This is a genomic window from Oceanospirillum sp., from assembly GCF_982874595.1.
Genome location: NZ_CEYNZH010000039.1, coordinates 17,795 through 32,743 on the forward strand (window position 1 = coordinate 17,795; position 14,949 = coordinate 32,743).

Here is a 14,949-nt window from a genome sequence, read left to right on the forward strand (position 1 = left end):
TCTGAAGCCTGATCACCATCGGGCTTCAGACATTAGTTAACGGTTATCAAGCACCAGATCAATAAAAACAAAAGATTAAGGGATTAAAGCCTTTTCAGAGTCTTTTAAAACTGAAAAAATCCCCTTGTGGCGGGCTTTATCCCGATACCGTTCCTTTAGGGGAAAATGCGACCTAAGCCTTTGTTTCTGAATAAGTAAAATTCAGCTCCAGCAAAGCGCCCTAACGCTAAAAATGACAGAAAAAACAGGAAAGGAAAGCTGATGAAAAAAACGATAATGCCCCGTCTCAAGCTGACCCTCTCAGCCCTGACTCTGGCCTTTACCGCTGCGACGGCACAGGCAGAAGAAGTGCTGAATTTCTATAACTGGTCGGACTATATCGCCGAAGACACCATCGCCAAGTTTGAAAAAGAAACCGGCATCAAGGTGAACTACGACGTTTACGACAGCAACGAAATTCTGGAAGCCAAACTTCTGGCCGGTAACTCAGGTTACGATCTGGTGGTTCCGAGCTCTCACTTCATGGAACTGCAGATCAAGGCCGGCATCTTTATGAAGCTCAACAAAGATGAGCTGCCTAATCTGAAGCACCTTGATCCATCTCTGATGAAGACCCTGAGCAAAAAAGACCCGAACAACCAGTACGGCATACCTTATCTGTGGGGCACCACAGGGATCGGTTACAACCCGGAAATGGTTAAGAAAGCGCTGGGTGAAGATGCACCGGTCAACAGCTGGGATCTGGTCTTCAAACCGGAAAACATCAAGAAACTACAGGACTGTGGTGTCACCTTCCTGGATTCTGCCGACGAAATGATCCCTTTTGCCCTGAACTATCTGGGTAAAAACCCAACCAGCAGCAAGCGCAGCGACTACAAAATGACCGCACCAGCCGCAAAACTGCTGACTTCCGTTCGTCCATACGTGAAACAGTTCACCTCGTCTCAGTACGTAAACGATCTGGCTAACGGCGACAGCTGTGTGGCGGTGGGTTATTCCGGTGATGTCTTCCAGGCAGCAGCCCGTGCAGAAGAAGCCGGTAACGGTGTAGAAGTGCTGTACACCATCCCGAAAGAAGGTACCGAGATCTGGTTCGATATGCTGCTGATTCCGGCTGATTCCCCTAACGCTGAGAACGCGCACAAGTTCATCAACTTCCTGCTGCGTCCTGAGATCATCGCCGAGATCACGGACTACGTTTGGTACGCAAACCCCAACAAAGACGCAACAGCGTTGGTTGATCCTGAGATTGTAGGCGATGCAGCCATCTATCCGGATGATGAAACCAAAGCCAAACTGTATATGACTGACAAACCGTCTATGTCGGTACTGAAAGTGCGCAACCGTCTGTGGACCGATATCAAAACCGGCCGCTAATCACACGAGCTTAAATAAAACACCCCCTTTTACTGATGAGAGTAAAAGGGGGTTCTCTGTTCCTTGCCAATAGATATGAGCGCTGACCAAAACATGCTTGGTTCCCCTCCGATAAAAGATAAAAGATAAAAGATAAAAACGAAGTTTTGCTTGACGAAAGCAAATCCCGAGCGTTTTTTGTATTCCTGCCAGAAAAAAAGAGAGCCTCCAAGAGGCTCAAAAACAAGTAAAAGTGCTGAACATCTTTTCCGCGAATCTATTCAGGTTCAGCAGGCACTTCCAACCCTTCTACTTCGCAGATACGGCGCACAACCAAATCAAAGAGTTGCTTCGGCTGGAACTTGGACAGGAAGTCATCGCAACCCACCTTCTGCACCATCGCTTTATTGAAGCTACCGCTCAGCGAGGTGTGTAAAGTGATAAAAAGACCTTTAAGACGCGGGTCCTCACGAATTTCCCGGGTCAGACGATAACCATCCATCTCCGGCATCTCTGCATCGGTAATCAGCATCAGCAGTTTACTGGGAACATCATCACCGGCATCGGCCATGGCACGAAGCTTATCAAGCCCTTCACGACCATCACGGGCTTCGTGAATGGTAATCCCCAAATGACTCAACGTCTCTTTAACCTGGGCACGGGCAGTGGATGAGTCATCAACCATCAACACTTCCATTTTGCTGGCAGCCTGACGGATCTGATCATCCAGGTTCTCAGTGTCAACACTGATCAGATAAGGAGAAATCTCGGCAAGAACTTTCTCAACATCAATAATCTCAACAATCTTCTCATCAACGCGAGTGATGGCAGTCAGGTAGTGAGAGCGACCGGTTGTACGCGGCGGTGGCATAATCTCATCCCAATTCATGTTGATGATGCGGTCTACGCCACCGACCAGAAAAGCCTGAATGGAGTTGTTATACTCGGTCACAATCAAACTGCTTTCTTCTGTCGGTTGCAGCGCAGGCATACCGATCGCCTGACTAAGATTGATCACTGTCACCGTCTGGCCACGCAGGTGAGTAACACCAACCACATAAGGATGATGATGAGGCAGATTGGACAGCGCAGGTAAACGCATCACTTCCTGAATTTTGAACACGTTAATGGCAAACAACTGCCCCGTGAGCAAACGGAACATCAACAGCTCTAATCGGTTTTCACCGACCAACTGTGTACGGGAATCTACGCTAGCTAATACCCCTGCCATGGGCTACTCCAATGTTGTGGTCTGAGATTAAAGGCGATCATTGCCGGATTTCTTCCTTTCGAAAGTCAATAGTAGTTAAATTCGAACCTTATTTCTATCAGGATTCAGGAAACAAATGAGTGATCGTAAACAAAATCCACTGCTTAAGGCCCCTTCACCTCTGATCGACATCGGGGTCAACCTGACCAATGACCGTTTTCACGGCCGACACGAAGAAATTATAGAACAATCTCTTGAAGCCAATGTAGCAATTCAGATTGTGACCGGTACCTCTTTATCCTCCTCCGAAGCCGCGCTGAAGCTTTGCGAGCAGTTTCCCGATCAGCTGCGCTTTACCGCTGGGATCCATCCCCATGATGCCTCTGAGTTTGATAACAAAACGGCGGGCTATCTGAAAGATCTGATGCAAAGCCCCTATTGCGTTGCCGCCGGGGAAACCGGACTGGATTTCAATCGTAATTTCTCGACGCCGCAGGAGCAGGAACTCGCCTTTGAAGCCCAGCTGGAGCTGGCCATCGAACATCAGAAGCCTCTCTTTATGCATGAACGGGATGCCTTTGAGCGCCAGCATCAGATTCTGAAGAGTTACCGGGACAATATCACTGATGGCGTTATTCACTGCTTTACCGGCAGCCAGAAAGCCCTGTTCGGCTATCTCGATCTGGATCTTTATATCGGCATTACCGGCTGGGTATGCGACGAGCGACGGGGCACCGGGTTACAGGCACTGGTTCATAATATTCCGGCTGACCGCCTGATGATCGAGACCGACGCCCCTTACCTGCTGCCACGCAATATGGACAAGAAGCCGAAAGACCGGACGAACCGTCCCGCCTACCTGCCCTGGGTTCTGAAAGAGATGAGTCAGCATACCGGCCTTTCCGAGCTGGATCTTGCCCATAAAACCAGTGACAATGCGCGACGTTTTTTCCGTTTACCCGAAAGTTTCGGTCCGGCCAACGAGGTAGAAAATGACCCAGTTTCCGATTTTTATCGACTTTGAATGCTCAAGCCCCGATGAAGATGGTTTTCCAATCGCTGTTTGCTGGTCAACACCGGACGGCCAGGTAAAAAGCACCCTGATCACGCCGGAGGACGACTGGCTTGATAGTCAGAGCCACCAGTTTGATGATGCCGGTATCGATATTGATGACCTGATGCTGCATGGTGTCAGCGCACTGGAAGTGATTCGGGAGATTCAGGGCGACATCGATACCGATGTGGTTTATGTCGATGGTGCCGGTGAAGATGAGCACTGGCTGGACATGATGCTGGACAGCTACGGCATGAATACGCAGTTTGCCTTTGAACCCGCCGCCAGCCTGTATGATGTCGGTTATGAACACTGGCAGGATCTGCGCAATGAGTGGATGGCCGAGCGCGGCATGGATCCTTATCAGTCGGAAGCTAATGTGCTGTCCATGCTGTTTGTCCATCAGACACTGACAGAAGGTGACGCGTAAGCTCCCTGAGAGCTTATCCAATCAGAAAGATCGCACACAGTAAAAAGCCGGAGTCTCTGCTCCGGCTTTTTGTATTCAGGGGATGGCGATTCAGATAACCCGATCAGGGCTTCTCATTACGGGATGCGATAATGGAACGGCTCAGCAAAATCACAGGAATAATACCCACCAGCACGATCACCAAAGCCGACAGCGCAGACTCTTCCAGCAGCTCATCGGAGGCGAACTGATAGACATGGGTCGCCAGAGTATCGAAGTTAAAGGGACGCAGAACCAGTGTTGCCGGTAGCTCCTTCATGCAGTCCACAAACACCACCAGAGCCGCCGTCAGTACACCGGGCTTAATCATAGGCACGTGTACTTTCCAGAGAATTTGCAGCGTGTTGTAGCCCAAAGAACGCGCCGCCATATCCATGCTTGGCGTCACCTTATCCAGACTGGATTCGATGCTACCGGCGGACACCGCCAGAAAACGAACAATATAAGCAAAGATTACCGCAAACACAGTGCCACTCAGCAGCAAACCGGTTGAAATACCAAACCAACTCTCAAACAGACGATCAACGGCATTATCAAAAGCCGCCAGCGGAATAATGACCCCCACCGCCAGAACCGCACCGGGCATCGCATAACCCAGGCCGGATAGCCGAACGGCTTTCTGTACGCTAGGCGCTTTAACAAGGCGCTTACCATAAGCCAGAATTAGTCCAAGAAAAATAGTACCGATAGCAGCAATAGCCGACAGCATAAAACTATTCCAACTCATCTGGAAAAAGTCAGGCGTCCAGGAAACCTCAAAGTAAACCACCGCATGGCGGGCAAGGGACAGCACGGGCACCACAAAACCAAAGGCCAGCGGCACAACACAGATCAGCCAACTGGCAAAGGCTTTACGACCGGTCAGCTTAGTGCGTTGGAAGGATTTAAAACGATCACCACGGGAGAACTGCTTCTGACGGCGACGGGAATAGCGCTCCAGGCCGATCAACACCAGAATAAAGATCATCATCACACTGGCTATCTGCGCTGCACCGCCAATATTTCCCATATTCATCCAGACATCGTAGATACCGGCGGTCAGTGTGCGTACCGCAAAGTAATCGACCGTACCAAAATCATTCAGGGCCTCCATCAGGACCAGCGCTAAACCTACAGCCAGTGCCGGTCGCGCCGTTGGCAGAGAGACCCGCCAGAAAACCTGGCGTCGATTACAACCCAACGTACGGGCCGCATCCCGCAGTGAGGCCGATTGTTCAATAAAGGTGGCCCGCACCATCATAAAGACATAGGGGTAAAGAACCAGTGCCAACATCACCACAGCACCACCAAGACTTCGAATCTCAGGAAACCAATAATCCCGGGCCGTTTGCCAGCCAAACAGCTCACGAAGCCCCGCCTGAAGCCAGCCAGAGTACTCCAGCATATCGGTATAGACATAGGCGATCACATAGGCAGGCACCGCAAATGGCAGCAGCAGTGCCCATTCAAAGATACGCCGACCGGGAAACTCATACATGGTGGTCACCCAGGCGGTGGATACTCCCAACCATGCAGCCAGTACACCAACCCCCACCATCAGACCTAGGGTTGTGATCACGTAGTCGGGTAAAACCGTCGACAGCAGATGCGGCCAGATATTCTCTTCAGGAAAAAACGCCAGCCAAAGGACCGCCAGTACAGGCAGCAGCACAATCGCCGCAATCAACCAGACAGAAAATTGCCAGTAGCCATTGCCCGTGCGGGTTTTGAACAATGATGTCAGACCCCATAGCCCGGATATTGTCGACCTTTCCTCTGCTTGCGAAACCATCGCACCTACCTGTCAGAAACATAAAAAGCGTTTTTCTGAACGCACAAAAGGGCAGCCATGGCTGCCCCGGAATTTCTAATTATAACAGCACCTTACCCCGGTCTGTTATAGCAACTTGGGCGGTAATGGTCAGTCATACACCACCGCCCAAGTTGGTACTGATATCAGCAACGGCTGATCAATTGTTGTAGCCCACTTCGTTCACCATCATAGCGGCACGCTTGCGGAATTTGTCGACATCAGACAACGGCAGATCATCTGCTTTGAAGTCCCCCCAGTGATCAACCAGTTTACTGGCCGAAACACCTGGCTTGACCGGATATTCAAAGTTTTGCTCAGCGTAAATTTTCTGTGCTTCATCTTCGGTCAGAAAACGCATCAGTTTCAGAGCGGCATCACGATTTGGGGCGCTCTTGGTCAGGGTCATACCACTGATGTTAACGTGTGTACCACGTCCATCCTGATTCGGATAAACGATGTTGACGGACTCAGCCCATGCTTTCTGCTCATCATTAGTCAACATTTTGCCGTAGTAGTAGCTGTTACCTACGGCAATATCACAAACGCCTTCTTTAACGGCTTTAACCTGGGCACGGTCATTACCCTGAGGCTTACGGGCCAGGTTTGCTTTAACGCCTTCCAACCATTGCTTAGCTTCTGCTTCGCCATGATGGGCAATCATAGATGCGATCAGAGCGATGTTATACGTATGGTCACCCTTACGGGTGCAGATGCGTCCGGCAAATTTTGGATCAGCCAGATCTTCATATGATTGGATTTCGCCCGGCTTAACGCGATCCTTAGAGGCGTACACCACACGGGCGCGGGTCGTCAGGCCAAACCACTGGCCATCAGCGTCACGGTATTTAGCTGGTACGTTTTTGTTGATAACGGCATCATCAACTTTCTGAGTCACACCCGCGTCAACCGCTCGGGTCAGATTGCTGACGTTAGAGGTTAACAGCAAGTCAGCCGGACTGTTTGCACCTTCACTTTTCAGACGCTGTATCAGGCCCTTTTTAGCAAATACAACGTTAACTTTAATCCCAGTCTCTTCAGTAAAAGCATCCAGAATCGGCTTCATAAGGAAGGCCTGACGATCAGAATAGATATTGATCTCGTCCGCTGCCTGGGCAGTAAAAGCAGCAGCAGAACCTGCCGCCAGAACCAGAGCGGCTACAGCGTGTTTAAATGCTTTTTGAGTGAAACCTTTTTGAGCCATTAACGTGTCTCCTGACGGAAATGTTTTACTGATTTAATCAGCCCTACAAATGAGAATAATTTATATTTAACCCAATAAAAGCACCCAATGCAATACTTATTGCAAATCGTTTTCATTTATTGAAGTCCATCAAAGTCTTTTAGAATCAAGACTCTACTGGCCCAAATTCGACAAGAGGTAACGAAGAATCAGCATGACGCCATTAACAGCTCATCAGGCCGTTGCCAGTGCTGGCTCAGGTGAAGCGCCCGTTCTGACGCCGGTACCATAAAAGCGAGCCAAAGCATCAAAGAAGCGTTGCGCCCGCGCAGGCAGACCTTCTGTCAGATACGTTTCGGCTTGTCTGTCGACATTTTCTTCAAAGCTGCGGGTATCTCCCGGCGAGCCATTGAGATTATCGACACTGACCCGAAAACGAAATCCCGCCGCCAGACAGAAACATTTTTCCATCGCCTGAGGCACGATCTCGACCTTTTCAAACAGCCGCTGCTGCTCTTCGGTACGGCCATCCGGTTCATACCAGTAGCCGTAGTCCTCCAGCAGACGACGTTCTTTGCCGGCAACGCACCAGTGCGCAATCTCATGCATGGCACTGGCGTAAAAACCATGGGCAAAGATCACCTGATGATCGTTGCCCGTCATAGAGGCCGGCAGATAGATAGGCTCATCATCACCTTTTACCAGACGGGTTTGTTCCGACTCCTGAAAAAGCTGATTAAAGATATGAATCAGATCTTCACAACGATGTTGCTCGCTCACATAAACCTCATTGATGACGACATTCTGTACAGATACCTTTCACGACAGGCCACCAAGCATCTGCAGTAGCAGATCAGCCATGACAGAACAAACAGCCGTAAAAGGAAAAACGCGACATTATACGCCCTCGACTTCGTTGCAGGAAAAAGACTGGCGATTTTTTGACCGATAACAAAAATTGATCAACGCGGGGTAAGCCAAGACAAAGGCAACCTCAGGGAGTAAAATCCTCCGCCTGGGTGTTTCCACTCCAGCCATTTAATCCATAAACGCTTTTTTCTATCTTCTTTTCATCCGGCAGTCCATCAACCGCCAAGGATCTTCAGAGCCAACATGCAGACCTCAACCAAAAAGACTTTTGTTATTCCCCCCCTCTTTACAGAGATAAAGTATCTGCTGGCGATCGCGTTGCCGATTATGGGGGCCCAGCTGGCTCAGTCCGGTATGGGTGTGATTGATACCCTTATGGTGGGGCGACTGGGTGCTGACCATCTGGCGGCAGTGGCTTTGGGCACCAGTATCTGGATGCCTCTTTTTCTCTTTCTGAGCGGTGTTCTGCTGGGCCTGACACCCTTTATTGCACAATGGTTAGGCGCTGACACGCCGGATAAGATCGGCCCTTTTGCCTTTCAGGGTTTCTGGCTGGGCTTACTGATCAGCCTGTTGAGTATCGGGGTGATGCTGTTCCACGCTGATATTCTGAGGCTTATGGCCGTACCGGACCATCTTGTCCCCCTGGTAAGCGACTACTTGCTGGGAATCATGATAGGTTTCCCGGCATTGGGCTTCTATCAGACCATGCGCAGTTATACCGAAGGACTTGGCTTTACCCGCCCGGTACTTATCATCAGTGTTGGAATGCTGCACATCAACCTGGTAGCAAACTGGACACTCATCTACGGTATCGGGCCGATTCCTGCTTTAGGGGTCATGGGGTGTGGACTTGCAACGGCTATTGCCATGTGGTCAGGTGTCATTCTTCTCTGGCTCTACATCCGCCTTAACCATCGTTATAACACAACGCGCTTACTGGACTTTCCAGCACTACCGCGCTGGTCAGATATTAAGGAGATGTCTGGGGTGGGTATCCCTATTGGTGTTGCGATCTTCTTCGAAGTCGGCCTTTTTACCACCATCGCTCTCTTTATCGCCCGACTGGGAGCGACTCAGGTTGCCGCTCATCAGATCGCCCTTAACGTTACATCGGTAACTTTCATGGTACCTTTGAGCCTCGCCATGGCTCTCACCGTTCGGGTTGGTCACGGTATTGGTGCCGAGGGATACAGCTATGGGAAACGCATCAGCATAATAGGAACCGGCTGCACAGTTTTCGCCTGTTTTTTCACGGCAGGTATCATGTATTTTCTGCCGGGCAGGATCGCTACGCTCTACACGGAACAAGCTGAGGTCATTACTCTGGCCATTACCCTGCTGCATCTGGCTGCAATCTTCCAGATTTCGGATGCACTGCAAGTTGCGCTAAGCGGGGCTTTAAGGGGTTACAAAGATACTCAGATTATTATGCCAATCACCCTGTTCTCCTACTGGGTTGTGGGAATGGGATTAGGCTATGTCCTGTCATTGACGGATCTGATCGTTCCCGCAATGGGTGTCGCAGGTTTCTGGTACGGATTGATTGCAGGACTGAGTATGGCAGCGGTTCTTCTTGGCTGGCGTTTTGCTGCGACAAACCGGAAACGTGCCGTTACCGTATAAGCAATTCGAAAGAAAGGATAAGTCAAATCAGCACAGGGTAAGCGGAGGCAAAGCGTGAACACTCAACGATTGTCAAACTATCGCCTCCGTCGGTTATTGCAACTACCTTACAGAAGGGGACTCTCTTTTCTGTTCATCCTATTGCTCGCTGCATTACTCAGCAGCTGTTCAAATGAGGATACCCTGGGTAATCGCTACCAGGACTATCTTGACCGGGTGGCAAACCTTCTTGATCGTTCTCCCACAGATGCTGCTCCCCTTCCGGCGATCATATATCCCAGTCGAAGAGACCGATTACTGGATATTCCGGATTTTGAACAAGGGCTTGTTGAAGTCTGGGATTTTCAACGCTGCGGCCTGATGTCTCTCATCAACCAGCGTAATAGCAACCTTGGTAAGGTTATGCGCCCCTCTCAACGTTTTATCTACGAAAACCACTTCTGGCAAAAACTTGTACCCTGCTACAGGAAGCGTGAAAAATGGCTCGCAGAAGATAGTGATTTTGTCAGACGACTTGAAGATGCTTACCAGCACAAGAAAGAGATTCGTCCCCTGGTAACCCATCAGCTTTTCTTTGCCGGTAAAGAGTTTGAAAGTCAGTTCAGCCAGTCTCAAAAAGCCTTCCTGCCGAATGCACGACCCGATTACCAGCGTGTCGCAACCGCCCTCAGAGAACTGGCAAGACTTGCTGAATCATCAGAACAACCTATAGATTCCGCAGGCTTTTCATCACCGGGCGCTGTTAATGTCGCAGGACTAGAACACCAGCTGCAGATCATTAATAGCCAACCTATTACCCATAGTCTGCTGAAGTCACTGCAGATCACGTCTCATTCTCTCAATCAGGTTTCACAGTTGCTGGAAAATAAACTGAAACAACGCCCTCTGTGCCTGAACGGTGGCAGCACGCAACGCTCGAAAAATCTCTACAACGTTTTGCAGAAATACTATCTGCAGGGAATACAGCCCCTTATTGCTCATCATGGAAGGATGGCTAATCAGCTGCTCCCTCCACTGAATCAGATTTTTGATTCTGCACTTAAAGCCGCCCCGGATAGTTCTCTCCGGCATTTTCAGAATCGCTGGCTATCTATGCAGAACCCTGAGGGTCTATGGCGCTCATTTCAGCACGCTAATCAAAGGCACACAGCAGTCTGGAACCGACTTTTACGTCAATGCGGTCTCTTTCCTCAAAGGGACTAAAACACAAAGGTCTGAGGCTTAAACCTTATTCGTCATGCCTAAGAATATAAAATCAACTTCTCAAACAATAAGTTATGGACTATTTTTTTAACTAAGGGTCGCTCTGAATGACTGATGTCATTCAACGCTGCCGCTTCTGTCCACCAGCTCCCTCTGCGGAGAAGGAGGCAACATGACTTACAACGCTGCTCAAGAGAGTAACCGTGACAATGTGATCAATCTCTTCAGTAATAAGACGGCACGCGATACCGGTAGGCAGCAGCTTATTCGCATCGTGCCTGAACTTGATCATCTCTGCATGGTTTATTCCCACCCACATGATCCGGGAAGTCTTTTCGCAGTCCCCCTTCTGGGTTGGGGCATGCAAAAAAATGAACACGTTGTCGGCATTATGCCTTGGTTAACCAGTGTCATTTCTGCTGAGCAAGCTAACGACCCCAAGGGCGGGTTGTGGCAGGGCTACTATGACCCCATTTCAGAGATCGTTTTTAGTGAACCACCTGAGCACAAAGTACAGGAACTCAGAGCCAGTTTAGAGGCGTATGAATTTATGCCATCCGAAAAGGTTTACGTTATGCAGGAACTACCGGATACAATAGGCACTCATGCACTGACACTCTTGCCGGAAAAATCAGCTTACCAGCTTTCTGAAATCTATAGCTGGGCTCTATTCAGTGATGGACGGGTTGAAGCTATGCTGGTCGACGAAGATAAAATTACTAATACTCCGGTTCTTCCGGGAGATCCTTGCCTGTTCCCCTTTAGCGAACTGGAAGGTAAAAGTTACTATTTTCAGTACAAGGTAGCTAACCAGATTAAAAGAGAGGAGCCGGAAGCGTTAGCAGCACTGCAACGAATGATGTTGGGTTGCCAACTAAGCGCCGGTAACTGAAGGGGTTGTTTGTCGATAGGCCCGATAGAAGGCAGCTGATGAAAGCGACGTTTTATCGGGCTATCGGGATTTATAGAGAACCACCATCGATGCCGCGATCAGGCCGATTTCTGGATATAGTAGAAATAGAGATCGCCTTCTTCTTTCTGTTCCAACAAGGGAAAACCAAGAAACTGGCAAAACTTTGGAATATCACGGGTGGTTGAGGGATCAGTAGCGATCACTTTTAACACATCGCCTTCCCCCATCTCTTTAACTTTACCGTGTAACATCATCACGGGTTCAGGGCACATCAGGCCAGATGTATCAAGTTCGTGGGTATAGGTCAGTTCCGACATGATCATTTCCTGAAAGATAAAGGCAGAGAAGTTTACCAGAGCACCAACAGGGTTCAACTGACTGAAAAGAGAATTGAACACTTTCAAAAAATTACCCGGTCTTTATCAGGTTGGGGCGTATCATCAAACAGAATTTAAGGAGCACATCATGATTAAGGTAATGATTGAACGCATCATTATCCCTGGACTGGAACCTGAATATGAAACCTTCTCCCGTAGTATTCTTCAGCAAGCCCTTCACGCAGAGGGCTTTATCTCGGGAGAATCCTTAAAGGATGCGCAACACCCTAATCATCGCTTTATTTTTACCCTCTGGCGAGATCAGAGTGCCTGGCTCAAATGGAGTCAATCAACCGAACGCAATAAGATATCCGGTAATATTGCTGCCATGCTGGCAGAGCCGGAAACCATCACCGTATTGGAACATTTATAACCTCCCAACCTGCTTGCCTGCTTCCTCACCAATTTTTAAGCATCACAGGTTTTCTGTGGTGCTTAAACCATGCTTTATAGATAACCATTTCCGCCCCGACCGGGAACACCCGAGACCAATGATCAGAGCGGTAATCACCATAAAAAACAAAGCTTTTATTAACTTTTTATTAAGTTAATATTAGCTATTTAAAGCATTGCAACAATCACGGAAGAACTTTTTGAACATCAAGGCCCTATAGTGGCCCGGAGCACCCTATGTGGAACCGCAACAAACAAAAAATAACTGAGCTAGAGCTACGTCTGCGTCAACTGGAACAGGAAAACCAATCCTTAATGGCAGAAAACCAGAACCTGAGCCAACAACTCAATCAGCAACAAAACAGTCAATCAGACAACTCAGAGCAACAGGCCCTTAATAAACAATTTCATACTCTCTGGGGATCCGGACACAGCTCCCTTAACGAAGTCCGTGAAAAGGTTGCCTACTCCGCTGAAATGCTAATGGAAGAGAGTTTATCCCTGAAAGATTCCAATGAACTCTTTGATCGATGCCTGACATTGCTATCTGTGATAAACAAGCAGGCTCAGGAGATCAGCCTCCAGTCCAGCTCTACACATAAAGAAGTTGCAGTGCTTGACGATGCTTCAGGCCGTATATCTGAATTCGTCAATATCATTCATACCATCTCTGAACAGACAAACCTCTTAGCACTGAATGCCGCCATCGAAGCGGCCCGAGCCGGTGAACATGGCCGGGGGTTCGCTGTTGTAGCGGATGAAGTACGTAATTTGGCTCAAAGAGCCAGTGACGCTACCTCTGAAATAACCAATCTGGTGTCGGTAATTGAAGAGCAAACGCGTAAGACAGCCACCAGTGCCAAAGCGATGGATGAAGAATCCAGTGAGATCAATCAGGCTGTTGGTGAGGCTGAAACCTTAATCGACTCCGTTGTAAAACTCTCACGCAGTATGAAAAAAACAATAGACACTTCGACCACACTTGGGTTTATTGAAACCGTTAAACTTGATCATATTGTCTATAAAAATGAAGTTTATCAGGCATATCTCGGCCTGAACCGAAAGTCAGCAAAAGATTTTACCGATCATCATCAGTGCCGCTTAGGAAAATGGTATTATCAGGGCGATGGCCGCGAGCGCTTTTCCAACTTGCGTAACTTTAGCCATCTTGAAGCCCCCCACGAAGCTGTCCACCGGGAAGGACAGGCCGCTGTTGCAGCAGCTCAGGCCGGTGATTGTCATACTGCACTTATTCATCTGAAGGCGATGGAAGAGCAAAGCGAAGTGGTGGTGGATGTTCTCAATGCCATTGCGGACGAAGACAAGCAGCGCCATCTGTAAATCTTTTGGGTCCGCAATCAAATGATTCGGACTCTATGGACATTATCCTCCCCCTAGCGGAAAACCTAACGCTTGGCCACCTGCTGTTTCTGATGCTGGTGGCCTTTTTGGCTGGCTTTATTGATGCAATCGCAGGTGGTGGTGGTCTGATCACCATTCCCGCACTGCTGACCGCCGGTATTCCGCCACATCTGAGTCTCGGCACCAATAAGCTCTCCTCAAGCTTTGGCTCGTTAACGGCCACTATCACCTTCTTCCGTAAGGGCCTGTTTGATCCGGCACTCTGGAAAGTTGCCGCCCTTGGCACCCTGATCGGTGCAACAACCGGCACCTTTATCGCCAGTATTCTCAACGCAGACTTTATCGCTAAAGCGCTGCCGCTGATCATCATTGCGACAGCGATCTACACGTTGTTTTCCCGACCCACTGCACCTGATGAAAATGCTGAAAAGAAAAGCGGTCTTTTTCAGGGTATCCATGGCTTTATTCTGGGTGGTTATGATGGCGTCGCAGGCCCCGGCACCGGTGCCTTCTGGACAGCCAGCGCATTACACTTTTATCGTATGGAAATGCTCAAAACGCTCGGCCTGGCCCGTACCATGAACTTTATCAGTAACTTTACGTCTCTGATCACCTTTGCCTGGCTTGGACATGTTGCTTGGGGTCTCGGTATCGCCATGGGTTCTACTCTGATGCTAGGCGCTTGGTGTGGTTCTCACTCAGCAATACGCATGGGGAACTTATGGGTCAGGCGTGTCTTTGTAGCGCTAGTGATAATGATAAGTCTACGCTTAGCATGGCAACATTGGCTTATACCCAGTTAAGATCGGCCCACCCACGACACGTGCCATATTTGAAAAAGAGCGACTATTTACACTTCAAGATCAGAAAATTTGCCTGGAAAACTGCCATCAGTTTCTCAGCCACACCCACTATGACTCCCAGCTCAATTTGCCGAACTGACTAAGTCCCACCCACATAATGCGGGAATGGAATACAATCAGACTACGGCTGACAACAAGGGATTTTATTGCTTTGACAGACTTCACATTCCGGGCATAAAAAAACCCCGCTTCGTACGAAGCGGGGTTTTCGCATAAGACGCTTGATGATGTCCTACTCTCACATGGGGAGGCCCCACACTACCATCGGCGCTGAGCAGTTT

General features: G+C 49.1%; 14 protein-coding genes and 1 pseudogene. 10 read left to right on the top strand and 5 right to left on the bottom strand.

Features of this window, described 5'->3' with window-relative positions; genetic code table 11:
- The first annotated feature begins 261 nt into the window (after positions 1 to 261).
- Positions 262 to 1,377: a polyamine ABC transporter substrate-binding protein gene (locus tag AC4GL5_RS13895; RefSeq protein WP_490383392.1), complete on the top strand. Its 1,116-nt coding sequence runs from the start codon at positions 262 to 264 to the stop codon at positions 1,375 to 1,377.
- A 256-nt stretch (positions 1,378 to 1,633) separates the two neighbouring features.
- On the opposite strand, the gene AC4GL5_RS13900 is transcribed toward AC4GL5_RS13895, so the two are convergent.
- Entirely contained in the window at positions 1,634 to 2,587 is a 954-nt protein-coding gene (locus AC4GL5_RS13900; RefSeq protein WP_490383393.1) for a chemotaxis protein CheV, read from the bottom strand.
- Positions 2,588 to 2,702: 115 nt separating this feature from the next.
- On the opposite strand from AC4GL5_RS13900, the gene AC4GL5_RS13905 reads away from it, so the two are divergent.
- Together AC4GL5_RS13905 and AC4GL5_RS13910 are read left to right on the top strand one after the other, a co-directional pair.
- On the top strand, positions 2,703 to 3,590 hold the full coding sequence (locus AC4GL5_RS13905) for a TatD family hydrolase (protein ID WP_490383394.1): 888 nt from the start codon (positions 2,703 to 2,705) through the stop codon (positions 3,588 to 3,590).
- The gene (locus AC4GL5_RS13910; RefSeq protein ID WP_490383395.1) at positions 3,559 to 4,050 is read left to right on the top strand and encodes a hypothetical protein; all 492 of its coding nucleotides are present in this window, start codon (positions 3,559 to 3,561) and stop codon (positions 4,048 to 4,050) included. Before AC4GL5_RS13905 ends, AC4GL5_RS13910 begins: the two co-directional genes overlap by 32 nt.
- A 103-nt stretch (positions 4,051 to 4,153) precedes the next feature.
- On the opposite strand, the gene AC4GL5_RS13915 is transcribed toward AC4GL5_RS13910, so the two are convergent.
- The 3 genes from AC4GL5_RS13915 to AC4GL5_RS13925 all read right to left on the bottom strand — a co-directional run bounded on the left by AC4GL5_RS13915 (position 4,154) and on the right by AC4GL5_RS13925 (position 7,841).
- Complete coding sequence (locus AC4GL5_RS13915) at positions 4,154 to 5,860, bottom strand: ABC transporter permease (protein WP_490383396.1); 1,707 nt, start codon at positions 5,858 to 5,860, stop codon at positions 4,154 to 4,156.
- 178 nt (positions 5,861 to 6,038) lie between these two features.
- Positions 6,039 to 7,082, bottom strand: a complete 1,044-nt coding sequence (locus AC4GL5_RS13920) for a Fe(3+) ABC transporter substrate-binding protein (protein ID WP_490383397.1) — start codon at positions 7,080 to 7,082, stop codon at positions 6,039 to 6,041.
- Positions 7,083 to 7,295: 213 nt separating this feature from the next.
- The gene (locus AC4GL5_RS13925; protein ID WP_490383398.1) at positions 7,296 to 7,841 is read right to left on the bottom strand and encodes an elongation factor P hydroxylase; all 546 of its coding nucleotides are present in this window, start codon (positions 7,839 to 7,841) and stop codon (positions 7,296 to 7,298) included.
- A gap of 333 nt (positions 7,842 to 8,174) precedes the next feature.
- Here AC4GL5_RS13925 and AC4GL5_RS13930 point away from each other — a divergent pair, with 333 nt between their 5' ends.
- The 3 genes from AC4GL5_RS13930 (at position 8,175) to AC4GL5_RS13940 (ending at position 11,652) form a co-directional block, all read left to right on the top strand.
- Positions 8,175 to 9,557, top strand: coding sequence for an MATE family efflux transporter (locus AC4GL5_RS13930; RefSeq protein WP_490383399.1), 1,383 nt, complete (start codon positions 8,175 to 8,177; stop codon positions 9,555 to 9,557).
- Between the two features lie 54 nt (positions 9,558 to 9,611).
- Entirely contained in the window at positions 9,612 to 10,760 is a 1,149-nt protein-coding gene (locus AC4GL5_RS13935; RefSeq protein WP_490383400.1) for a DUF3080 family protein, read from the top strand.
- A gap of 172 nt (positions 10,761 to 10,932) precedes the next feature.
- Positions 10,933 to 11,652 carry a hypothetical protein gene (locus AC4GL5_RS13940; RefSeq protein WP_490383401.1) on the top strand — a complete coding sequence of 240 codons (720 nt, stop codon included), beginning with the start codon at positions 10,933 to 10,935 and terminating at the stop codon, positions 11,650 to 11,652.
- 98 nt (positions 11,653 to 11,750) lie between these two features.
- Here the strand turns inward: AC4GL5_RS13940 and tusA are convergent, their stop codons facing one another.
- Positions 11,751 to 12,071 (bottom strand): sulfurtransferase TusA, encoded by a 321-nt coding sequence (tusA, locus tag AC4GL5_RS13945; RefSeq protein ID WP_490383404.1) that lies wholly within the window; start codon positions 12,069 to 12,071, stop codon positions 11,751 to 11,753.
- 67 nt (positions 12,072 to 12,138) lie between these two features.
- On the opposite strand from tusA, the gene AC4GL5_RS13950 reads away from it, so the two are divergent.
- The 4 genes and pseudogenes from AC4GL5_RS13950 (at position 12,139) to AC4GL5_RS13965 (ending at position 14,608) form a co-directional block, all read left to right on the top strand.
- The gene (locus AC4GL5_RS13950; protein WP_490383402.1) at positions 12,139 to 12,423 is read left to right on the top strand and encodes an antibiotic biosynthesis monooxygenase family protein; all 285 of its coding nucleotides are present in this window, start codon (positions 12,139 to 12,141) and stop codon (positions 12,421 to 12,423) included.
- Positions 12,424 to 12,926: 503 nt separating this feature from the next.
- Positions 12,927 to 13,340: pseudogene (locus tag AC4GL5_RS13955) on the top strand (methyl-accepting chemotaxis protein); the annotation flags it as partial.
- Positions 13,341 to 13,394: 54 nt separating this feature from the next.
- The gene (locus AC4GL5_RS13960; protein WP_490383405.1) at positions 13,395 to 13,784 is read left to right on the top strand and encodes a CZB domain-containing protein; all 390 of its coding nucleotides are present in this window, start codon (positions 13,395 to 13,397) and stop codon (positions 13,782 to 13,784) included.
- A 35-nt stretch (positions 13,785 to 13,819) separates the two neighbouring features.
- Entirely contained in the window at positions 13,820 to 14,608 is a 789-nt protein-coding gene (locus AC4GL5_RS13965; protein WP_490383403.1) for a sulfite exporter TauE/SafE family protein, read from the top strand.
- Positions 14,609 to 14,949 lie beyond the last annotated feature (341 nt).